We start from the raw sequence: 21,570 nt of genomic DNA, 5'->3' as shown, positions 1-21,570 counted from the left end.
CTCCGGTGACAGGTGCCCTCCGGTGGCCGGCGCCCTTACGTCACCGGCGCCCATACGTCACCGGTGTCCTCAAGTGATCTCCCTCGCCGCTGACCGACTCCGGGGGCCGCAGGTGACCCTGACTCCCTGCGGCCCCCGGGCGCCCATCCCTCCCGGAGCCCTCACGTGACCGTTCTGCACAACCCCGTCCTGCGCGGCTTCTCCCCCGACCCCTCCCTGATCCGGGTCGGCAACTGGTACTACGTGGCGACCAGCTCCTTCGAGTGGTTCCCGACGATCCCGGTCCACCGCTCCCGCGACCTGGCCCACTGGGAGTACGCGGGGCACGTCCGGGGCGCCGCCCCCGGCGGTTCGCTGGCCGGGGTGCCCGACTCCGGGGGCATCTGGGCGCCGTCGCTGAGCTGGGACGGGGAGCGGTTCTGGGTGACGTACGCCGTCGTGCGCTCGGTCGGCACGCCGTACTTCGACCTGGACACGTACGTGTCGACGGCCACCGAGGTGAGCAGTGAGTGGAGCACGCCGCGCCGGGTCGCGAGCCACGGTTTCGACCCGGCCCTGTTCCACGAGGACGGCAGGCTGTGGCTGCTGAACCTCCAGAACGACCACCGGCCGGGCGGCCGGAGGTTCGCCGGGATCGTCGTCACGGAGCTGGACCGGGACACCCTGGAGCCCGTCGGGCCGACGCGTCTGCTGCTCCAGCACGACCGGCTGATCGAGGGGCCGAAGCTGCTGCGGCGCGCGGGCTGGTACTACCTGGTCCTCGCGGAGGGCGGCACGGGCTGGGAGCACGGGGTGCGGGTGGCCCGCAGCCGGGAGCTGACCGGGCCGTACGAACTCGACGAACGGCCGCTGCTGACCACCCGGGACGACGCGGAGGGGCCGTTGCAGAAGGCCGGGCACGGGGAGCTGGTCGAGACGCCGGACGGGCAGTGGCTGATCGGCCATCTGACGGCCCGTCCGCTGCACACGCCGCAGGGCCGCCGCTGCCCGCTCGGCCGGGAGACCGCGATCCAGGCGGTGACCTGGGACGCGGAGGGCTGGCCCCGGCTGCGGCAGGGCGGTTGGCACCCGGCGGTGGACGTCGACGTGCCGACGCCGCCACATCCGCTGCCTCCCGCCGCCCTGCCCGAGGACCTGTCCTGGCCGTGGAGTTCCCTGCGCGAGCCGCCGGACGCGTCCTGGGCCGACACGACGGCCCGGCCCGGCTGGATCCGGCTGCGCGGCCGGCACGGGCCTGAGTCCCGCTGGGCGAGCAGCCTGCTGGCCCAGCGCATCACCGAGCACCGCGCTCAGGCCGAGGTCACCGTCGAGGCGCGGCCGGTCACCTTCACCCAGGCCGCCGGACTGGTGCTCTGGTACAACCCCGAGGCGTATCTCAGCCTGGACCTGACCTGGGTGGAGCCCGAGGGCGAGCCGCAGGGCGGACAGCAGTGGCGGGGCACGCCCGGTGCGGGGGGCCGTACGGTGCTCAGCCTCGTGGAGCGCGACGAGGAGGGCGCCCGGCAGGCCGCGATCGTGGAGGTGCCGGTGGCGGCGCCCGTGACGCTGGGGGTGACGATCGAGAAAGCCGAGGCACGTTTTTGGTATGTCCTGGACGGGGTGCGGACGGCGATCGGCCCGGCCCTGGACTTCAGCCGGCTCTCCGACGACCACGGGTCCCGGCTGCGCTTCACCGGTGCGATGGCGGGCATCCACGCCCGGGACCTCGTCGACGCGGCGTTCACGGCGGACTTCAGGGGGTTCCGGCTGACCTGCACACCAGGCTGAGGGCCTTGTTCGGGGTTTCGAAAGTTTTGACCGGCGAGAACCCGTGAATTCACTTGTCTTCCCGCCGTCCTGCGCCGCACCTAGAGTAGGAAGCGCTTTCTGTCGGTCCGGACTCCGGACTGCGGTGAGCAGCGCTGGTCGAAACTTTCCACGGCCCTCGGGCGGGCCGGAGAGGTGGGTTCCCGATGGTCCGTACGGCGAGTGCGAGCGTGGCGGCAGGTCCGACGCTGGCGGTCGTGGCGCGCGAGGCGGGGGTGTCGGTGCCGACCGCGTCCAAGGTGGTCAACGGCCGGGAGGACGTGGCGCCCGAGACGCGCCGCCGCGTCACCGAGGCGCTCGACCGGCTCGGCTACGTGCGCAGACCCCGGTTCGACGCGTCGAAGGCGCCACGGCTGGTGGACCTGGTCGTGCACTCGCTGGACAGTTCCTGGTCGGGCGCGGTGCTGCACGGGGTGGAGGAGGCGGCGCACGACGCGGGCCTGGAAGTCGTCGTGTCGGCGGCCCTCACCCGCACCCGGGCCGGGCGCCCGGAGCGCGGCTGGCTGGACAAGCTGGTCGCCCGGGGCTCCTCCGGGGTCCTGTTCAACCTGGCCGAGCTGAGCGATTCCCAGTACGCCTGGCTGGAGCAGCACCGCATCCCGTTCGTGATGATCGACCCGGTCCAGGAACCGCCGGAGGGCGTGGCGTCGGTGGGCGCGGCCAACTGGCAGGGCGGTCTGACGGCCACGGAGCATCTGCTGTCCCTGGGCCACGAGCGCATCGCCGTCATCGCCGGTCACCGGCGCACGATGTGCAGCAGCGCCCGGGTCGCCGGTTACCGCTCGGCGCTCGCGTCGGCCGGGCTCCGGCACCGCGCCGAGTACGTCCGGCACGCGGGCTTCGACGAGAGCCAGGCCCGCCGCCGCATGCGGGAGCTGCTCGACCTGCCCGAGCCGCCGACGGCGGTCTTCGTCTGCTCGGACCGGATGGCGCTGGGGGTCTACCAGGCCCTGACCGAAAGGGGGTTGAGCGTCCCGGACGACGTCAGTGTGGTGGGCTTCGACGACCTGCCCGAGGCGCGCTGGGCCTCCCCCGCGCTGACCACGGTCCGCCAGCCGCTGTCGGAGATGGCCGCGACGGCCCTGCGGTCGCTGCTGCGTCTGATGGACGGCCACCACCCGGAGAGCACGCGGACGGAGTTGTCGACGCGGCTGGTGGAACGGGCGAGCACGGCGGCGCCGCGCGGGTAGCCACTGCGCACAGCGGCCGCCCGGGCAGGGATCCGGCGAGCCGCAGGCGTGCGTCACGCGCCTGCCCTGTCAGGCGTTCGTCATGCCCCTGCACTGAGAGGCGTTCGTCAGGCGCCGACGCTGAACTGCCTGCGACCGGTCGTCACCCGCGCCCTCGCGGCACGCCGCTCCGGCGCGATGCACGCCAGTGATGGTCGCCCGGTCCGCAGCCGCGCACCCCTTGCGCGCGCCGCGCGCCCGTCGTGGTGGGGAACTGGCCGGAACCGGCCGGCGTCGAACGATGCGGTGGGGAGGGGCCGTTGCCCGGGGCGGCGGTCGGGCAGTGGGGGGACGACCATGACACGCTGGCGGCCGCTTCCGGACGCACTGCCGAGGGAGGCACGGCACCTGGTCGCACAACTGCGGGCCCTGAAGGACCGCACGGGTCTGAGCCTGGCCGAGCTGGCGCGGCGGACGGCGTACAGCAAGTCGTCGTGGCAGCGGTACCTCAGCGGGGCCAAACAGCCGCCGAGGGGAGCGGTGCAGGCGCTGTGCCGGGTGGCGGGGGCGGACCAGGCGCGGCTGCTGGCGCTGTGGGATCTGGCGGACCAGACGTGGCCGCACGGCGCGGCGGTGCCGGTGGAACCGGCCGGGCGGGTGCTGGACGCGGCGACGCCGCCGCCCGGCGCCGAGTACCGGCGGTGGCGGGCGGCGGCGCTGGTCTCCTTCGCGGTCATCGTGGTGCTGCTGGCCGGGCTGCTGTGGGTGCTGCCGGCGAGGAGCGGGTGAGGGGCAGGTCCACCCGCTCCTCACCCGCTCCCCGGCTCCCCGGCTCCCCGGCTCCTGGCGCCCGGCCCCCGGCCCCCGGCCCCCGCTAGCGCCTCCCGTTCCTCGACGGCGGCGTTCTCAGCCGACGGTGCGGTAGTGGGCGTTCTTCCAGGGCCCGACGTTCTTCAGCTTGACCTGGTACTTGCCGCCCACGCGCTTGAAGCTGACGTTCCGCGCGTCGCCCTTGTACTGGACGAGGTTGCCCGGGATGCTCTGCAGCCGGGTCTGGGCGAAGTCCCAGGTTTCGCCGACGACGACACCGTCGGTGTCCGACAGGTTGTGCCGGCTCTGCCACCACTGCGTGGCGGACTCGGTCTCGGGCCCGAACGAGCCGTCGATCTGGCTCCTCTTGAAGGGCCGCCACTCCCCCTCGTCGTCCTCCCACTGGGCGCCGTCCGCCCACAGGACGGTCTCCCACAGGGCGATGGCGTTGCCCCTGGCGTACGCCTCGACGCCGAGGTTCTCCTCGTCCTCCCAGTCGTTGCCGACGGCGCCGCCGCCGTCGATACCGAAGTACGCGGGTGCGGCGCCTGCGGCCGGGGCCAGGGCGATTCCGGTGGCCCCGGCCCCCAGCAGTACGGCCGTCACCATCGCCATGGCCCGAATGCGCATGCTCATGCGGTCTTCCTTCCCGAACCGCCGTCACCCGTGGGTTCCCCCTGGGGCGGCTCGTCTCCTCTGGCACGGCACAGCCTCACGGGCCGGGGCGGCCGGAGCGAGCTTTCCCGCCGTACGCGGACCGCCCCGGGGCGGTTCACGAGCCGGTCGGCGGCGTCCCGGCGCGGGACGGGTCGCGCGGGACCTCCGTGGGCCGGGGCGGGACGGATCCGAGGCAGGGGCGCGTCGTGGTCACGGGTCGGTCCGCTCCTCACGAGGGGCCGGCGAGGTACTCGACGTCGAGGGTGTCGGTATGGCCGGCCCAGGCGAGGGAGAACGTCCAGCATCCCGGCTTCGGCATGTCGACGAGGGAAGGACCGGGTCCCCCGGTGACCGAGCGGGTCACCACTTCGTCCGTGCCGGCGAGGCGGGCCTTGATGGTCAACCGGTCGTCGGGCGCCATGTGGGCGGCTTCCTCGGCGTCCTTCGCCACCCAGAGGATCTTGTTCTCCCGGTCCTTGGCCGGCGGCGCGTGGTACGGGTATCCGAAGAGCACCGCTGCGATGTGGCCCTTGTCGCCGATGATGTGGCGCTGTGCCACGTCTCGCGGGAAACCGTTCCGGGCCCACGGGGGAAGGGAGCCCTGCCGCACCGCGGGGCGGCAACTCCCCGCCGCGTCCGGCCCGGTGACGTGGCGCGTGGATTCCGTCGCCTGCGCCGTGTCCGGGTCGCTCCCGCTCCCGCTGCACCCGCTCGCCGTGAGCACCGCGGCCGTCACCAGGGCGACGAGCGCACGGGGCACGGCGGAGCCGTCCGGGTGCCGCACGCTGGGTCGATTCAGGTGTGCGGGCATCCCGGCTCCGATGCGGTGCGGCAGCCCGCCGGGCGCGACCCGGCGGGGCGGGGCTGAACGTCATGCTGATCGCAGCAGGACGAGTGGTCACTGTTCCACGGGTGCCGAAGGGCGGGGAACCTGCTGTCCGGCCAACCTCGGCTGTCTCATGAGCGTTCCATCAGCCGCTTGAGGGCGGTGAGGTCGGCGGTCACCGCCTCCGCGTCGCGGTGGAACTCCTCGTCGCTCATCCAGGGCTGCCGGCGCAGGGTGAACACCACTTCGCAGCCGGGGCCGTCGGCGAGCACTCGCATCGGGTTGTGGACGGTCTCCCCCGAGGGCAGGGTGACGTCGTGGTCGAGCACGCCGAAGTCGTTCCTGGGCGTGAAGTCCACCACGACCCGTCCCATGGGTGACTCCCCCACCCACCGGCCGTCCACCAGCTCGATGGAACGGGCCAGTCCGGGAGCCCAGCCGGGGACGTTGACGGGATCCGAGACGTAGTCGTAGACCTCCTGTGCGGGTCGGTCGATGGCGATGCCGAGGTGCTGGGACTGCCGTGTCGTGGTCGTCATGGCGGCGACGTTACGGGCCTGCCCGAAGGGCCGTCTTGAACGGATCGGACACGGATCGGACACCCCCGCGACCGGTGTCCGATTCCTTCAAGACCGGGCGTCGCGGGGCTGCCTACGGTGGGCCCATGACTGCTCGATTCGATGCCATCGGCCTGGTCGTCTCCGACATGGCCGCCTCCGTCGCCTTCTACCGTCGGCTCGGGTTCGCCTTCCCCGAGGGCGCCGAGAACCAGCCGCACGCCGAGGCCGAACTGCCCGGCGGGCTGCGGCTGATGTTCGACACCGAGGAGACGGTCCGCTCCTTCCTGCCCGAGTGGCGGCCGCCGGCGGACGGCGGCCGGACCTCGCTGGCCCTGCGCTGCGACGGGCCGGAGGAAGTGGACGCGGTGTACGCGGAGTTGGTGGGCGCCGGGTGCCACGGTGAACTGAAGCCCTGGGACGCCTTCTGGGGGCAGCGGTACGCCGTAGTGCTCGACCCGGACGGCAACGGGGTCGACCTGTTCGCTCCGCTAGCCGTGCCCGGCGAGTAGCTCACCCAACGGCAGACCCGCCAACTCCCTCACGTCCCGGGCCAGATGGGCCTGGTCGGCGTATCCGGCCCGGGCGGCCGTGTCCGCGAAGGGGACACCGCCCCGGGCCAGCGCGAGGGCGCGGCGCAGCCGCAGGATCCGGGCCAGGGTCTTGGGCCCGTAGCCGAACGCGGTCAGCGAGCGGCGGTGCAACTGGCGTGCTCCGACGCCGAGTTCGTCGGCGGTCGCGGCGACCGGCCGGCCCGCGCCGAGGGCGGTCACGACCTGCCGCAGCAGCGGATCCGGCGGATCGGCACCGGCCGCCTGCCGCAGGGCGAGATCCTCCAGGCCGCTCTCCGGGTCGGGGGCGGCGTTCACCCGTGCCTCCAGTCGCCGTACCTCCGCGGCCGGCCACAGATCCGCGAGCTCGACGCGGCGGTCACGCAGCTCGTGGGCCGGTACGCCGAGCAGCGCCGGGGCCGTGCCCGGGTAGAAGCGGACGCCGGCCCATGCGCCGTTCTCGCTGTCCGTGACATGGGCGTGGGTATCGGGCCCGGCGACCAGCAACCGCCCCTGGTGCCACAGCAGATCCATGCACCCGTCGGGCAGCACACGTGCCGCCCCGCCCCGCTCCGGGGCGTTGCTCCACACGACCGCTCCCGCCAGCCGTGACGCCCGCTCCACGTACACGTGAGCCAGGCTACGCCGCGGGCGCCGAGGCTGCCGCGAGCGTCGTCCCGGCCGGGCTTCACCACCGCCGCCGACCAGGAGACCGCGACGCTCCCCGCCCCTGCGCCATCTCCCCTACGCCACCCGTCCCCGGTACTCCACCGGGCTCACCCCGTACACCCGCTTGAACGCCGTCGACAAGGCGAACGCGCTGCCGTACCCCACCCGGCGGGCCACCGCGTCGAGCGTGTCCTCGGTGTCGCGCAGCCGGTCGGCGGCGAGGGCGAGGCGCCAGCCGGTGAGGTACGTCATCGGGGGCTCGCCGACCAGGGCGGTGAAGCGGCGGGCGAGTGCGGCGCGGGACACACCCACCTTGGCGGCGAGCGCGGCGACGGTCCACGGGTGGGCGGGATCGTCCTGGAGCAGGCGCAGGACACCGCCGACGACCGGGTCGGCGAGGGCCCGGTACCAGGCGGGCGCCTCCGCCTCGGGGCGGGCGAACCAGGCGCGCAGCGCGGCGATGACCAGCAGGTCCAGCAGCCGGTCCAGGACCACCTCCTGGCCGGGCTCGTCCCGCACGATCTCCTCGGAGACATACGGCGTGAGCGGGCAGTCCCACACGTCGGACGTGAGGGCGAGCAGCGGCGGCAGCGCGTCCAGCAGCCGGCCGCTGATCTCGCCCTGCAGCGGGTAGGTGCCGATCAGCAGCACCGTGGCACCGTCGAGCCGGTCGCCCCAGGTGCGCACGCCCAGGTCCATGGAGCCGTTGAGGGGGCGTCCGTCGGGGTGGCGGCACTCCTGGCCGGGCAGGATCAGCGCCTGCGGTGCCGTGCCCGGGGCGTCGGCGCAGGTGTAGGGGTCCGGGCCGCGGGCGATGGCCAGGTCCCCGGCCCGCAGCCGGGCCGGCTCGCCCCGGTCGGGCAGGACCCAGGCCTCGCCGCGCGCGACGAGCATCACGGTGAGCGGCGCCCGGTCCTCCACGCGGACCGCCCACGGCGGGTCGAAGCACGCCCTGATCATGAACGCGCCCCTGGCGCGCGGGCCCTCCAGCAACCCCGAGAGTGCGTCCATGGGGTCAGCGTAGACGCGGTCGTATGGGAATGAGCCGTTCAGCGATGGTTCCGTGCGGTGCAGGGCAGTTGACTCGACGGCATGACGAACACGACACGGGACTCGCAGGACATGACGGTGGTGGTGACGGGCGCCTCGGGCCGTACGGGGAGCCGGGTGACGCGGGCGGCACAGGCCGCCGGGCTCACGGTACGGGCGGCGTCGCGGGCGACCGGTTTCGACTGGTGGGACCGCTCGACCTGGGCGGACGCCCTGCGCGGCGCCGACGCGGCCTACCTCGTCCACCCCTCGGACGTCGGCGCGCCGGGCGCCGCCGAGGCGGTCGGGGAGCTCGCGCGGGAGGCGGTCGGGCTCGGGGTGCGGCGGCTGGTGCTGCTGTCCGGGCGCGGCGAGGACCAGGCCCTGCCCACGGAGGAGGCGCTGCACGCGTCGGGGGCGGACTGGACGGTCCTGCGGGCCGCGTGGTTCGCGCAGAACTTCAGCGAGGGGCCGCTGGTGGCGGAGCTGCGGGAGCGTGGGGAGCTGGTGTTCCCGGCGGGCGAAGTGCGCGAGCCGTTCCTCGACGTACGGGACATCGCGGATGCGACGGTGACCGCGCTGACGTCCGGCGACCGGTACGTGGGCCGGACGCTCACCCTCTCCGGGCCACGCCTGCTCACCTTCGGCGAGGCGGTGGCGGAAATCGCCGAATCGACCGGCCGCCCGCTCACCTACCGGGCGGTGTCGACACAGGACTACGCCGAGAGGCTTCTCGAGTTCGGCGTACCACCGCAGGAGGTCACGGCCCTCACCGAAATCTTCGACACCCTCCTCGACGGCCGCAACGCACACCTCTCGGACGGCGTACGGGAAGTCCTGGGCCGCGCGCCCAGGGACTTCACGGACTTCGTCCGGGAGGAGACGACGGCGGGAACGTGGAAGGGCTGACGACAGCCGGGATGTGCGGGCTCTTACTTGTTCACGGGCGGTGGTGGCTCCCCATTGGACTGGTCGGAGCTCTTCGCATGGGTGCTCTTCACGTGGGTGCTCTTCACGTGGGTGCGCAGACGGGCCGTGACGTCCTCCGGGGGGAGGAAGCGGGACCAGCGTTCGGGGAACTCGGAGGGCATGTCCGGGTCGGACTCGCCCGCGGCGGCGGCGCGGGCGACGTACTCGGCGACCTGCGCCTGCCGCAGGCGTTCGTTGGCCTCGCGGGCCGCGGCCGTCGCGGCGGCCGGCCAGACCCGGTCGATGGCGGCGTTGACCGCGGCCCCGACGAGCACGGCGAACGCGGCCACCCCGATCCACAGCAGCACGGCGACGGGCGCGGCCAGGGAGCCGTAGATCGTCGGGCCCTCGACCGTGCTGGTCAGGTAGATCCGCAGCAGGAAGCTGCCGAGGACCCACATGCCGAGGGCGACGAGCGCGCCGGGCACGTCCTCGATCCACGGGGAGCGGACGGGGACGGACACGTGGTAGAGCGTGGTCAGGAAGGCGATGGACAGCAGGATGACGACCGGCCAGTAGAGGATCTGCACGACCGTCGTCGACCACGGCACGATCCGTACCACCGCGTCCGGCCCGGCCACCATCAGCGGCAGCGCGATGGAGCCGATCAGCAGGGCGACGATGAACAGCGCGAAGGCCATCAGGCGGGTCTTCACGATGCCGCGGACGCCGTCGAGGCCGTACATGACGGTGATCGTGTCTATGAAGACGTTCACGGCGCGGGAGCCGGACCACAGGGCGAACAGGAATCCGATGGAGATGACGTCGGGCCGGCCGCCCTTCATCACGTCGTGCAGGATCGGCTCGGCGATCTGCCGCACGCCCCGGTCGGACAGCACCGTGCGGGCGGCCTCCAGGATGTTCGTCTCGAGGCTCGCGATGGTGTCGGCGCCGGTCCAGGCGTCGACGTAGCCGAGCAGTCCGATCATGCTAAGCAGCAGGGGCGGCACCGACAGCAGCGTGAAGAACGCGGCCTCCGCCGCCAGGCCCAGGATGCGGTACTCGATGCAGGAGTTGACGGTGTCCTTGAGCAACAGCCAGGCGGTCCTGCGCTTGGAGACGTTCCGGTAGAGCGCACGCGCCCGGTGGAGGCGCCCGGAGTGTGTGTCGGGGGTTTCACTTGCTGGCTGCACCCCCTAACGGTATCCGTCGTGCCTGACCGCACTCACGCACAGGTGGGGCTCCGGCGCCCGGGCCCCGCCCCTTGGTGACCGGGGGGCCGCCCCGGGGTACTTTCGCAGCATGGCTGGCAGCACCCACTCCGTGAACAACCAGGTCCCGCCGTTGGTCGGGTACGACGTCTTCTCGGCCGACCGGGCCCTCACGGCGGCGGTCGAACGGCATCTCGATCCGGGCGTGCGCGACGAGGTGCTCGGCGAGCTCTCGGCGCTCGGGCGGACCTCCGGCTCGGCCCAGGTGCAGGAGTGGGGAGCGCAGGCCAACGAGAACCCGCCGCGGCTGCGCACCCATGACCGGTACGGCCACCGGATCGACGAGGTCGAGTTCCACCCGTCCTGGCACCGGCTGCTCGGCAAGGGCGTCTCGGCCGGTCTGACCGCGGCCTGGGACCGGCCGGCCGGGCATCTGCGGCGGGCCGCCGCGTTCCTGGTGTGGACGCAGGTCGAGGCCGGCAACAGCTGCCCGCTGTCGATGACGCACGCGGCGGTGCCCGCCCTGCGCGCGGACCCGGACCTGGCCGCCGAGTGGGAGCCGCGGCTGACGTCCATGGTCTACGACCGTGGGCTCAGGCCCGCCCGCCTCAAGGCCGGGGCGCTGTTCGGGATGGGCATGACGGAGAAGCAGGGCGGCAGCGACGTACGCGCCAACACGACGTCCGCGCGGCCGCTCGCGGAGGACGGGACGTACGAGCTGACCGGGCACAAGTGGTTCTGTTCGGCGCCGATGTCCGACGGTTTCCTGGTGCTGGCGCAGGCGCCGGGCGGGCTCACCTGTTTCCTGGTCCCGCGGGTGCTGGCGGACGGCACGCGCAACGTGTTCCTGCTCCAGCGGCTCAAGGACAAGCTCGGCAACCGGTCGAACGCCTCGGCCGAGGTGGAGTTCGACGGGACCTGGGCACGCCGGGTCGGCGAGGAGGGGCGCGGGGTGCGCACCATCATCGAGATGGTGGCGGCGACCCGGCTCGACTGTGTGCTGGGCTCGGCGGGGCTGATGCGGCAGGCGGTGGCGCAGGCGGTGCACCACTGCACGTACCGGGAGGCGTTCGGCGGGAAGCTCGCCGACAAGCCGCTGATGCGCAACGTCCTCGCCGATCTCGCCCTGGAGTCGGAGGCGGCGACGACGCTGGCGCTGCGCCTCGCGGCGGCCTACGACGACGGCGGCGAGCACGAGCGGGCACTGCTGCGGATCGCGGTACCGGCGGCCAAGTACTGGGTGACCAAGCGGTGCCCGCCGGTGGCGGTGGAGGCGGCCGAGTGCCTGGGCGGCAACGGCTACGTCGAGGAGTCCGGGCTGCCCCGGCTGGTGCGCGAGTCGCCGCTCAACTCGATCTGGGAGGGCGCGGGCAACGTCCAGGCCCTCGACGTGCTGCGGGCGTTGCAGCGGGAACCGGGGGCGCTCGACGCGTATCTGCGGGAGGTCGGGCAGGCGCGCGGCGCCGATCACCGGCTCGACGGGGCCATCAAGAACCTGCTGACGGAACTCGCCGATCTGGAGGGCGTGGAGGGTCGGGCGCGGCGGCTGGCGGAGCGGCTGGCGCTGGTGCTCCAGGGGTCGCTGCTGGTCCGTTTCGCGCCACCGGAGGTCGCCGACGCGTTCTGCGCGGCACGGCTGGGCGGCGACGGGGGCGCGGCGTTCGGGACGCTCCCGCACACGCTCGATCTGGCGTCGGTGGTGGAGCGGGCCCGGCCCGTGACCTGATCGGGCAGGGGAGAGCGGGGGTGGTGCTGCGCCGACACGGCACCACCCCCGCCGCACTGGCCCGTTCGAGCCACTGAACGCCGCTCGGGACGGCGCCGCTCAAGTTTCAGACACGGCCGGGCTGTCCACCAGGGTTGCAAGGGGTTGCAACTTGCTGCTGACTGTGGGCGGTCTGCCCGCGCCGCCGTGGGGCAGACGGCACTATGAGACGGACAGTCAAAAGGCTCCGACAGACAGTCAGGACTCCGGCGGACGGTCGATGGACTCCGACGGGCAGTCAGAAGACACCGGGGGGCACACGCCTATGGACGTCACGCAGATCGCCGCCAGGGACACCTCGCGTGCGGCCCGGGTGCTCAGCCAGGTCCGTTCCGCCCGGCTGTCCGGGCAGCCCGCGCCCGTGCCGCCGCGCCCGGTGATCGAGCAGTCCTGGGAGCGGATGCTGCGCAGCGGTGTGGATCCCGACCACGACTTCCGGGCGGATCTGCTGTCCCGCGAGGAGGTGCAGCGGCGGCGTGAGACGTCGGCCCTGCGCCATGTGCTGCCGGTGCTGCGGGAGGGGCTGCTGGGGTTCGCGGACGTCGCCCACCACATCATGGTGGTCGCCGACGAGGAGGGCCGGGTGCTGTGGCGCGAGGGCAGCGCGCCGGTGCTGCGCAAGGCGGACGGGCTCGGCTTCGAACTCGGCGCGGACTGGCGTGAGGACGTCGTCGGCACGAACGGTCTGGGCACCCCGGCGGTGGTGCGCCGGCCCGTGCAGGTCTTCGCCTCCGAGCACTTCGTGCGCTCCCAGGCCGTGTGGACCTGTGCCGGCGCTCCGCTGACGGATCCGCGGGACGGCCGGCTGCTCGGCGTGGTGGATGTGAGCGGCCCGCTGGAGACGATGCATCCGGCCACGCTCGCCTGGGTGGACTCGGTGGCCAAACTCGCCGAGGCCCGGCTGCGGGAGAGGCACCTGGAGTCGCTGGAGCGGCTGCGCGCGGTGGCGGCGCCGGTGCTGGCCCGGCTGGAGGGGCGTGCCCTGGTCGTCGACCGGGACGGCTGGACCGCCGCGGTCAGCGGGATGCCGTACACGCGGCGCGTGGCCCTGCCCAAGTCGCTGTCGCCGGGCCCGAGGTGGGTGCCGGCGCTCGGGCTGTGCTCGGTGGAGCCGCTGGCCGGGGGCTGGCTGCTGCGGGCGGCCGCCGACGAGCCGGCGGCGCTCGGGGCGAGCAGCATCGTGCTGGACCTGAGACAGGCCCGCAGATGGACGGTGGCGGTGTCCGGCGGCGCGGGCTCGTGGACGCGTGAACTGAGTCCCCGGCACGCCGAGTTGCTGTACCTCCTCGCCGTCCACCGCACCGGCCGCAGCGCCTCGGACCTGGCCGGTGACGTGTTCGGCGATCCGGCCCGCACGGTGACGGTACGCGCCGAGATGTCGCGGGTACGGCGCTACCTCGGCGCGTTCCTGGAACACCGGCCGTACCGCTTCGCCGAGGACGCCGAGGTCGAGGTGCTCCTCCCGGACGACCCGAACGACCTGCTGCCGCACTCGACGGCACCGACGGTGGGGAGGCTGCGCGGCTCCGCACCTGCCCCCTGAGGTTCACGGGACGTGCCGTCCGGCCGCCCCAGGGGTGCATCTTGCGCATATTTGCAAGGTCTTCGCCCCCCGCCCCGCCCACCTGCCGTAGCATCCCCTACGGGCCACCCCACCTGCTCCTCCGTCAACGTACGGACCACAAGGCGCAGTTGGCTCGCCTCGGGAGGACGTTATGAAGCATCGCGGCAGACACCGGCGGCGCAGGCGGGGCAGGGTACTGCGTGGGACCCTGGCCGGGACGGCTCTCGCGCTCACCGCCGCCGCCACCCTGATCAGCGCCTCGCAGGCCACGGTCGCCGACGCGCCCGGGGCCCTGAAGCCCCTCTCCGCGTCCACCGGGGCCGGGCGGCTGCCGCTGACCGAGCAGCGGGTGCCCGGGCGGTGGCTCGACCGGCTGGCCTCGGAGATGGGCCGGCCCGTCGGTGCCGGCACGGTGCTGGACGGCGCCGACCGCACGCTGCGGAACGCTAACGGCTGCCCGAGCGCCGAGAAGCACAGCCTGCCGGTCGAGCCGGCGGCCACGCGCGCGTACTGCTTCGGCGGCGCCGACACCCGGGGCTGGCGGCCCGGCGCGGTCACCACCTCGGGCGACGCGGACGACGACGGCCGCTGGGGCCGCCACCGCGTGATCCTCTCCGGCTGGACCCGCGGCGGCGGAGGCGGATCCCTGGACGGCCCGGACCCCGAGCGGGGCCTGGCGAAGGTCGCCTTCGTCGACGCGAACGACCCCGGCCGGCTCCGCTACACCTGGGCGCTGCTGGCCGTCCCGGTGGACGGCGGGCGGGACTACCGGGGGCTGGTCTCCCCGCTGTCCGGCATGGTCTGGTACCAGGACAAGCTGCTGGTGACGACCCGCGAGGGCGACCGGGACGCGCTGTACGTGTACGACATGGACCGCATCCAGCGCGCCACGGTCGACTCCGACGCGGTCGGCCGGGTGCGCGGCGGCTGGTCGGCGTACGGCAACCGGTACGTGCTTCCCGCGATCGCCTCCTACGCCCTGCCCGGCGGGCGCGACGCGCCGCATCCGGCCGCGGTCTCCCTCGACCGCAGCACCTCCCCCGACAGTCTGGTGGCGAGCGAGTGGGTGCCCGCGGACGGCGACCGGCGCACCCGGCTGTGGCGGTACGCGCTGAGCCGGGAGCCGGCCAGGTCCGGCCTGCTCGCCACGGCCTCCTCGGGGCGCGCGGAGCCGGTCGAGGCGTACGAGACGAAGACGGCCGACGTGCGCGGCGTGCTGTCGTACCGCTCGGGCTGGTACCTCGACCGCGCGGCGGGCACGTCCGGCGGGCACGGGACGCTGTGGCGCCAGGACACGAAGGGCGCGCGGGCGACGGAGTGCGCGACGGACGAGACGCGCCACTGCTGGAGCGGCCGGGCGGGTTCCCTTTCCTACTGGGAGGAGACCGGCGAGCTCTGGTCCCAGTCGGGGCGGATGCTGTTCGCGCTGCCGCTGGCGTCGGTGGACAAGGCGCTGGGACGGTCGGCGGAGCAGTAGGTCAATCGACAGACCAGTGGGTCAGATGATTTTCTGGCCCACATGACCACCATCGCCGTGACCACCTGGTCCCTGGAGCAGACCGCCCCGACCGACCTGCTGCCGGCCGCCGCGCCGGACGGGGACGTCCGGGTCGTCCGCTCCGAGGTGCCCTCGCCCGAGTTCAGCCGGTTCCTGTACGCCTCGGTCGGCGGCGACATCCTGTGGACGGACCGGCTGAGCTGGTCGTACGCGCGGTGGCTGGAGCACCTTCAGCGGCCCGGCGTGGAGACGTGGGTGGCGTACGACCGGGGCACGCCCGCGGGCTATGTGGAGCTGGAGGCGCAGGACGACGCGGTCGTGGAGATCGCCTACTTCGGTCTGCTCCCCGCTTTCCGCGGCCGGCGCATCGGCGGGCACCTGCTGTCGTACGGCACGGCACGCGCCTGGGACCTCGCGGACCGCTGGGCGGGACTGACGCCGACGAAGCGGGTCTGGCTGCACACCTGCAGCAAGGACGGCGAGCACGCGATGGCCAATTACCAGCGCCGCGGCTTCAAGCTGTTCGACACCAAGGTCGAGGAGGAACCGGACGCCCCCGCTCCGGGACCGTGGCCTGGAGCGTTCCCCGTCTGACCTGGTCGGACACCCGGGGGCGGCCCGATGTGACCAAGGACACGCGCGTCTCGCATATCGAGACCTGAGTGTCCGAATCTTGGACGAAGCTGGACGGTGTCCAGATCGCCGTGCCACGCTTCCGTCATGCCTGGAACTGGGATCGCCTTGGTGAGTCGACGCCACGTCGACCTCGGCCGCATGTCCAGCGCCATCTGTCCGGCGCGCTGAGAGCACTCACGCACCGCCCGACATCCCCCTTTTCGTCGCATTCCCGCGCAATGACGCGCCCTCTGCCCATGCGCCCGCACACGCAGGTCAGAGCCGCTTTCCCGCCTGTCCCGAAGGACGTATCAACCATGGCCGCCACCCCGCAGAACCCTGCCGCCGCGACTCCCCGCCGCAAGGTGAGCCGTCACCGCGGTGAGGGTCAGTGGGCCGCGGGGCACCACACCCCGCTCAACGGCAACGAGCAGTTCAAGAAGGACGACGACGGTCTCAATGTGCGGACACGCATTGAGACGATCTACTCCAAGCGGGGCTTCGACTCGATCGACCCGAACGACCTGCGCGGCCGGATGCGCTGGTGGGGCCTGTACACCCAGCGCCGTCCCGGGATCGACGGCGGCAAGACGGCGGTCCTGGAGCCGGAGGAGCTGGACGACGAGTACTTCATGCTGCGCGTCCGCATCGACGGCGGGGCGCTGACCACCCGGCAGCTGAGGGTCGTCGGCGAGATCTCGCAGGAGTTCGCGCGCGGCACGGCCGACATCACCGACCGGCAGAACGTGCAGTACCACTGGATCCGGATCGAGGACGTGCCCGAGATCTGGAACCGGCTGGAGGGCGTGGGCCTGTCCACCGTCACCGCCTGCGGCGACACCCCGCGTGTGATGATCGGCTCCCCGGTGGCGGGCATCGCCGAGGACGAGATCATCGACGGCACCCCGGCGCTGGAGGAGATGAAGCGCCGGGTGCTGAACAACAAGGCGTACTCGAACCTCCCGCGGAAGTTCAAGACGGCCATCTCGGGCTCGCCGGTGCTGGACGTCGTGCACGAGATCAACGACGTCGCGTTCGTCGGCGTCGTGCACCCCGAGCACGGCCCGGGCTTCGACGTGTGGGTCGGCGGCGGCCTGTCCACCAACCCCAAGCTGGGCGTGCGGCTGGGCGCCTGGGTGCCGATCGCCGAGGTCCCGGACGTCTACGAGGGCGTCCTGTCGATCTTCCGCGACTACGGCTACCGGCGGCTGCGCACCCGCGCCCGCCTGAAGTTCCTCGTCGCCGACTGGGGTGCGGAGAAGTTCCGGCAGGTGCTGGAGGACGAGTACCTGGGGCGCAAGCTGGTCGACGGCCCCGCTCCCGAGCAGCCGGTCCAGCAGTGGCGCGACCACATCGGCGTGCACCGGCAGAAGGACGGCCGCTTCTACGTCGGCTTCGCCCCGCGCGTGGGACGCGTCGACGGCGCGACGCTCACGAAGATCGCCGACCTCGCGGAGGCCCACGGCTCGGGCCGGGTGCGCACCACCGTCGAGCAGAAGATGATCGTCCTCGATGTCGAGGAGGACAAGGTCGAGTCGCTCGTCGAGGGCCTGGAGGCGCTCGACCTGACCGCCCGGCCGTCCTCGTTCCGGCGCGGCACCATGGCCTGCACCGGCATCGAGTTCTGCAAGCTGGCCATCGTCGAGACCAAGCAGCGCGGTTCGCAGCTCATCGACGAGCTGGAGCGCCGTCTGCCGGAGTTCGACGAGCCGATCACCATCAACCTCAACGGCTGCCCGAACGCCTGCGCCCGTATCCAGGTGGCGGACATCGGTCTCAAGGGCCAGCTGGTCGTCAACGACAAGGGCGAGCAGGTCGAGGGCTACCAGGTGCACCTGGGCGGCGCGCTCGGCCTGGAGGCGGGCTTCGGCCGCAAGGTGCGCGGCCTGAAGGTCACCTCCGAGGAGCTGCCCGACTACGTCGAGCGCGTCCTGAAGCGCTTCCAGGCGGAGCGCGAGGACGGCGAGCGGTTCGCCACCTGGGCGGCCCGCGCCAGCGAGGAGGCCCTGTCGTGAGCGAACGTGCGGCCCCCTTCTACTGCCCCTACTGCGGCGACGAGGACCTGCGTCCGCACGAGGCGGGCCACGGCGCGTGGGAATGCGCGGCGTGCAACCGAGCCTTTCAGCTGAAGTTCCTCGGGCTGCTGGCCCAGGGACTGAAGCGATCCGACACCGGAGGGGCGAAGATATGACCACGGCTCAGGAACAGCGCACGGCCGAGGAGCTCAAGGCCCTCGCCGAGCAGGCGGGCCGCGACCTGGAGGACGCCTCCGCGCTGGAGATCCTCCAGTGGGCGGCCGAGACGTTCGGCAAGCGTTTCTGCGTGACCTCCTCCATGGAGGACGCGGTCGTCGCCCACCTGGCCTCCCGGGCGATGCCCGGCGTCGACGTCGTCTTCCTCGACACCGGCTACCACTTCGAGGAGACCATCGGCACCCGCGACGCGGTCGACGCCGTGATGGACGTCAACGTCATCACGCTCACGCCACGCCAGACGGTCGCCGAGCAGGACGCGGAGTTCGGCCCGAAGCTGCACGACCGCAACCCCGACCTGTGCTGCGCCATGCGCAAGGTGGAGCCTCTGGAGCGAGGCCTGAAGGACTACCAGGCCTGGGCGACCGGTCTGCGCCGCGACGAGTCCCCGACCCGGGCGAACACCCCGGTGGTCGGCTGGGACGACAAGCGCCACAAGGTCAAGATCTCCCCGATCGCCCGCTGGACCCAGGACGACGTGGACGCGTACGTCACCGAGCACGGCGTCCTGACGAACCCGCTGCTGATGGACGGCTACGCCTCCGTCGGCTGCGCCCCGTGCACCCGCCGGGTCCTGGAGGGCGAGGACGCGCGCGCCGGCCGCTGGGCGGGCCGCAGCAAGACCGAGTGCGGGCTGCACGGATGACGGCGCCTCAGGTTGAGACGCCTCAGCCCCAGACGACTCAGACCCAGACGACTCAGTCTCAGCCCCAGACTCAGACTCAGACGATTCAGGAGACCGACGTGACGACCGGAGCCACCGTCTGGCTCACGGGTCTGCCGAGCGCAGGCAAGACCACCATCGCCCATGAGCTGGCCGGCCGGCTCCGCGCCGAGGGCCACCGCGTCGAGGTGCTCGACGGCGACGAGATCCGCGAGTTCCTCTCGGCGGGCCTCGGCTTCAGCCGCGAGGACCGGCACACCAACGTGCAGCGCATCGGCTTCGTCGCCGAACTGCTCGCCCGCAACGGCGTGCTCGCCCTCGTCCCGGTCATCGCGCCGTACCAGGACAGCCGGGAGGCGGTGCGCAAGCGGCACCAGACGAACGGCACCGCGTACGTGGAGATCCACGTGGCGACTCCGGTGGAGGTGTGCAGCGAGCGGGACGTGAAGGGCCTGTACGCCAAGCAGGCCGCGGGCGAGCTCACGGGGCTCACCGGGGTCGACGACCCGTACGAGGCTCCCGAGTCGCCCGATCTGCGCATCGAGTCGCAGAACCAGACCGTGCAGGAGTCCGCGGCGTCCGTGTACGCCCTGCTCAGCGAAAGGGGACTGGCATGACGACCGCCGCCACGGTTTCCGAGGAGACCGACAGCCCGTACGCCCTCTCCCACCTCGACGCTCTCGAGTCGGAGGCGGTGCACATCTTCCGTGAGGTGGCGGGTGAGTTCGAGCGGCCGGTGATTCTCTTCTCCGGCGGCAAGGACTCCATCGTCATGCTGCACCTCGCGCTGAAGGCGTTCCGCCCGGCCGCGGTGCCGTTCTCGCTGCTGCACGTCGACACCGGGCACAACTTCCCCGAGGTCCTCGACTACCGGGACCGCACGGTCGCCCGGCACGGGCTGCGGCTGCATGTCGCCTCGGTGCAGGACTACATCGACCGGGGTGTACTCAAGGAGCGCCCGGACGGCACCCGCAACCCGCTGCAGACGCTGCCGCTGACGGAGAAGATCCAGCAGGAGAAGTTCGACGCGGTCTTCGGCGGCGGCCGCCGCGACGAGGAGAAGGCCCGGGCCAAGGAGCGGGTGTTCTCCCTGCGGGACGAGTTCTCCCAGTGGGACCCGCGCCGCCAGCGCCCGGAGCTGTGGAACCTCTACAACGGCCGGCACGCCCCGGGCGAGCACGTCCGCGTGTTCCCGCTGTCGAACTGGACCGAGCTGGACGTGTGGCAGTACATCGCCCGCGAGGGCATCGAACTGCCGGAGATCTACTACGCGCACGAGCGTGAGGTGTTCCGGCGCAGCGGCATGTGGCTGACGGCCGGTGAGTGGGGCGGCCCGAAGGACGGCGAGACCGTGGAGAAGCGCCTGGTGCGCTACCGCACGGTCGGTGACATGTCCTGCACCGGCGCCGTCGATTCCGACGCCGACACGATCGAGAAGGTGATCGTGGAGATCGCCGCGTCCCGGCTGACCGAGCGGGGCGCCACCCGCGCCGACGACAAGATGTCCGAAGCGGCGATGGAAGACCGCAAGCGCGAGGGGTACTTCTAGAGATGAGCACGATCACGACCGAGGAGCTCTCGGCCACCACGCTGCTGCGGTTCGCCACCGCCGGTTCCGTCGACGACGGCAAGTCCACCCTCGTCGGGCGGCTCCTGCACGACTCCAAGTCCGTCCTCACGGACCAGTTGGAGGCCGTCGAGCGCGCTTCCGCCAGCCGGGGCCAGGAGGCACCGGACCTGGCGCTGCTGACCGACGGTCTGCGGGCCGAGCGGGAGCAGGGCATCACCATCGACGTGGCCTACCGCTACTTCGCCACGCCCCGGCGCCGGTTCATCCTCGCCGACACCCCCGGCCATGTGCAGTACACCCGCAACATGGTCACCGGCGCCTCCACCGCCGAGCTGACGGTCATCCTGGTCGACGCCCGCAACGGCGTGGTCGAGCAGACCCGCCGGCACGCCGCGATCGCCGCGCTGCTGCGGGTGCCGCACGCGGTGCTGGCCGTGAACAAGATGGACCTGGTCGGCTACGACGAGACGGTGTTCGCCGCGATCGCCGAGGAGTTCACGGCGTACGCGACCGAGCTGGGCGTGCCGGAGGTCACCGCGATCCCGATCTCCGCCCTCGTCGGCGACAACGTGGTGGAGCCTTCCGCGAACATGGACTGGTACGGCGGCCCGACCGTGCTGGAGCACCTGGAGACGGTCCCGGTCGCGCACGACCTGAGCCACTGCCACGCCCGGCTGCCGGTGCAGTACGTGATCCGGCCGCAGAGCGCGGACCACCCCGACTACCGCGGCTACGCCGGGCAGATCGCGGCCGGTTCCTTCCACGTCGGCGAGCAGGTCACCGTGCTGCCGTCGGGCCGCTCCACGAAGATCTCCGGCATCGACCTGCTCGGCGAGCCGGTCGACGTCGCCTGGACCACCCAGTCGGTGACCCTCCTCCTGGAGGACGACATCGACATCTCGCGCGGCGACCTGATCGTGCCCTCCAAGGACGCTCCCCCGACCACGCAGGACATCGAGGCCACCGTCTGCCACGTCGCCGACGCCCCCCTGACCCTCGGCCACCGGGTACTGCTCAAGCACGGCACCCGCACGGTCAAGGCGATCGTCAAGGACATCCCCTCCCGCCTCACGCTCGCCGACCTGTCCCTGCACCCGCACCCGGGACAGCTCGTCGCCAACGACATCGGCCGGGTGAAGATCCGCACCGCCGAGCCGCTGCCGGTCGACTCCTACGCCGACTCGCGGCGCACCGGCTCGTTCATCCTGATCGACCCGAACGACGGCACGACGCTGACCGCGGGCATGGTCGGCGAGTCCTTCGCCGCCCCCGACCCGGTCAAGGACGAGTCCGAGGACGACGGGTGGGACTTCTGACATGAACTCCCCCGACTTCTACTCGATGTTCGCGAAGGAGGGCGGCCGCGTCGGCAGCGGTGCTCTCGGCAGCGGGCAGGGCGGAGTCGCGCGATGTGTGCGCTGACGTACGCGCACCGCTCGCGCGCCCTC

General features: G+C 72.6%; 21 protein-coding genes and 1 pseudogene. 16 read left to right on the top strand and 6 right to left on the bottom strand.

Going from position 1 to position 21,570, the window contains the following annotated elements; all coding sequences use genetic code 11:
* Window positions 1-165 precede the first annotated feature (165 nt).
* From ABZ192_RS13795 to ABZ192_RS13785, 3 genes are all read left to right on the top strand, one after another.
* Window positions 166-1,767: a glycoside hydrolase family 43 protein gene (locus ABZ192_RS13795; RefSeq protein ID WP_356924695.1), complete on the top strand. Its 1,602-nt coding sequence runs from the start codon at window positions 166-168 to the stop codon at window positions 1,765-1,767.
* 185 nt (window positions 1,768-1,952) lie between these two features.
* Entirely contained in the window at window positions 1,953-2,996 is a 1,044-nt protein-coding gene (locus ABZ192_RS13790; RefSeq protein ID WP_356924694.1) for a substrate-binding domain-containing protein, read from the top strand.
* Window positions 2,997-3,332: 336 nt separating this feature from the next.
* On the top strand, window positions 3,333-3,764 hold the full coding sequence (locus ABZ192_RS13785) for a helix-turn-helix transcriptional regulator (protein ID WP_356924693.1): 432 nt from the start codon (window positions 3,333-3,335) through the stop codon (window positions 3,762-3,764).
* A gap of 117 nt (window positions 3,765-3,881) precedes the next feature.
* Here ABZ192_RS13785 and ABZ192_RS13780 read toward each other — a convergent pair whose 3' ends face one another.
* From ABZ192_RS13780 to ABZ192_RS13770, 3 genes are all read right to left on the bottom strand, one after another.
* Window positions 3,882-4,421: a peptidoglycan-binding domain-containing protein gene (locus tag ABZ192_RS13780; RefSeq protein WP_356924692.1), complete on the bottom strand. Its 540-nt coding sequence runs from the start codon at window positions 4,419-4,421 to the stop codon at window positions 3,882-3,884.
* A gap of 250 nt (window positions 4,422-4,671) precedes the next feature.
* Window positions 4,672-5,253 (bottom strand): hypothetical protein, encoded by a 582-nt coding sequence (locus ABZ192_RS13775; RefSeq protein ID WP_356924691.1) that lies wholly within the window; start codon window positions 5,251-5,253, stop codon window positions 4,672-4,674.
* Between the two features lie 146 nt (window positions 5,254-5,399).
* Window positions 5,400-5,807: an SRPBCC family protein gene (locus tag ABZ192_RS13770; RefSeq protein ID WP_356924690.1), complete on the bottom strand. Its 408-nt coding sequence runs from the start codon at window positions 5,805-5,807 to the stop codon at window positions 5,400-5,402.
* Window positions 5,808-5,932: 125 nt separating this feature from the next.
* On the opposite strand from ABZ192_RS13770, the gene ABZ192_RS13765 reads away from it, so the two are divergent.
* The gene (locus ABZ192_RS13765; RefSeq protein WP_356924689.1) at window positions 5,933-6,337 is read left to right on the top strand and encodes a VOC family protein; all 405 of its coding nucleotides are present in this window, start codon (window positions 5,933-5,935) and stop codon (window positions 6,335-6,337) included.
* Here ABZ192_RS13765 and ABZ192_RS13760 read toward each other — a convergent pair.
* The gene (locus ABZ192_RS13760) at window positions 6,317-7,006 is read right to left on the bottom strand and encodes a DUF6597 domain-containing transcriptional factor (RefSeq protein WP_356924688.1); all 690 of its coding nucleotides are present in this window, start codon (window positions 7,004-7,006) and stop codon (window positions 6,317-6,319) included. The genes ABZ192_RS13765 and ABZ192_RS13760 overlap by 21 nt on opposite strands.
* A 114-nt stretch (window positions 7,007-7,120) precedes the next feature.
* Entirely contained in the window at window positions 7,121-8,056 is a 936-nt protein-coding gene (locus ABZ192_RS13755) for an AraC family transcriptional regulator (RefSeq protein WP_356924687.1), read from the bottom strand.
* An 81-nt stretch (window positions 8,057-8,137) separates the two neighbouring features.
* On the opposite strand from ABZ192_RS13755, the gene ABZ192_RS13750 reads away from it, so the two are divergent.
* Entirely contained in the window at window positions 8,138-8,983 is an 846-nt protein-coding gene (locus tag ABZ192_RS13750; RefSeq protein WP_356924686.1) for an NmrA family transcriptional regulator, read from the top strand.
* A 23-nt stretch (window positions 8,984-9,006) separates the two neighbouring features.
* Here the strand turns inward: ABZ192_RS13750 and ABZ192_RS13745 are convergent, their stop codons facing one another.
* Window positions 9,007-10,176: a YihY/virulence factor BrkB family protein gene (locus tag ABZ192_RS13745; RefSeq protein ID WP_356924685.1), complete on the bottom strand. Its 1,170-nt coding sequence runs from the start codon at window positions 10,174-10,176 to the stop codon at window positions 9,007-9,009.
* A 109-nt stretch (window positions 10,177-10,285) separates the two neighbouring features.
* Here ABZ192_RS13745 and ABZ192_RS13740 point away from each other — a divergent pair, with 109 nt between their 5' ends.
* The 11 genes and pseudogenes from ABZ192_RS13740 to ABZ192_RS13690 all read left to right on the top strand — a co-directional run bounded on the left by ABZ192_RS13740 (window position 10,286) and on the right by ABZ192_RS13690 (window position 21,438).
* A complete protein-coding gene (locus tag ABZ192_RS13740; protein ID WP_356924684.1) occupies window positions 10,286-11,920 on the top strand; it encodes an acyl-CoA dehydrogenase family protein in 1,635 nt (544 codons plus the stop codon).
* A 304-nt stretch (window positions 11,921-12,224) separates the two neighbouring features.
* A complete protein-coding gene (locus tag ABZ192_RS13735) occupies window positions 12,225-13,502 on the top strand; it encodes a GAF domain-containing protein (protein ID WP_356924683.1) in 1,278 nt (425 codons plus the stop codon).
* A gap of 172 nt (window positions 13,503-13,674) precedes the next feature.
* Window positions 13,675-15,000 carry a hypothetical protein gene (locus tag ABZ192_RS13730; protein ID WP_356924682.1) on the top strand — a complete coding sequence of 442 codons (1,326 nt, stop codon included), beginning with the start codon at window positions 13,675-13,677 and terminating at the stop codon, window positions 14,998-15,000.
* A gap of 42 nt (window positions 15,001-15,042) precedes the next feature.
* Window positions 15,043-15,615, top strand: coding sequence for a GNAT family N-acetyltransferase (locus tag ABZ192_RS13725; RefSeq protein WP_356924681.1), 573 nt, complete (start codon window positions 15,043-15,045; stop codon window positions 15,613-15,615).
* Between the two features lie 126 nt (window positions 15,616-15,741).
* Window positions 15,742-15,825 carry a putative leader peptide gene (locus ABZ192_RS13720; protein ID WP_310887545.1) on the top strand — a complete coding sequence of 28 codons (84 nt, stop codon included), beginning with the start codon at window positions 15,742-15,744 and terminating at the stop codon, window positions 15,823-15,825.
* A 128-nt stretch (window positions 15,826-15,953) separates the two neighbouring features.
* Complete coding sequence (locus ABZ192_RS13715) at window positions 15,954-17,651, top strand: nitrite/sulfite reductase (RefSeq protein WP_356924680.1); 1,698 nt, start codon at window positions 15,954-15,956, stop codon at window positions 17,649-17,651.
* Window positions 17,648-17,827 (top strand): hypothetical protein, encoded by a 180-nt coding sequence (locus tag ABZ192_RS13710; RefSeq protein ID WP_356924679.1) that lies wholly within the window; start codon window positions 17,648-17,650, stop codon window positions 17,825-17,827. Before ABZ192_RS13715 ends, ABZ192_RS13710 begins: the two co-directional genes overlap by 4 nt.
* Window positions 17,824-18,534 (top strand): phosphoadenylyl-sulfate reductase, encoded by a 711-nt coding sequence (locus ABZ192_RS13705; RefSeq protein ID WP_356924678.1) that lies wholly within the window; start codon window positions 17,824-17,826, stop codon window positions 18,532-18,534. The genes ABZ192_RS13710 and ABZ192_RS13705 overlap by 4 nt, the downstream gene beginning before the upstream one ends.
* Window positions 18,535-18,614: 80 nt before the next feature.
* Window positions 18,615-19,169: pseudogene (gene cysC / locus ABZ192_RS13700) on the top strand (adenylyl-sulfate kinase); the annotation flags it as partial.
* Window positions 19,166-20,101 (top strand): sulfate adenylyltransferase subunit CysD, encoded by a 936-nt coding sequence (gene cysD, locus ABZ192_RS13695; RefSeq protein WP_356924677.1) that lies wholly within the window; start codon window positions 19,166-19,168, stop codon window positions 20,099-20,101. The pseudogene cysC and the gene cysD, both read left to right, overlap by 4 nt.
* Window positions 20,102-20,103: 2 nt before the next feature.
* A complete protein-coding gene (locus ABZ192_RS13690; protein WP_356924676.1) occupies window positions 20,104-21,438 on the top strand; it encodes a GTP-binding protein in 1,335 nt (444 codons plus the stop codon).
* Window positions 21,439-21,570: the final 132 nt, after the last annotated feature.

It is taken from the genome of Streptomyces sp. NPDC006235 (assembly GCF_040613735.1).
Classification (GTDB): Bacteria; Actinomycetota; Actinomycetes; order Streptomycetales; family Streptomycetaceae; genus Streptomyces.
The sequence above is the reverse complement of the archived record's forward strand: the minus strand, read 5'-3'. Positions and strand labels throughout refer to the sequence as shown.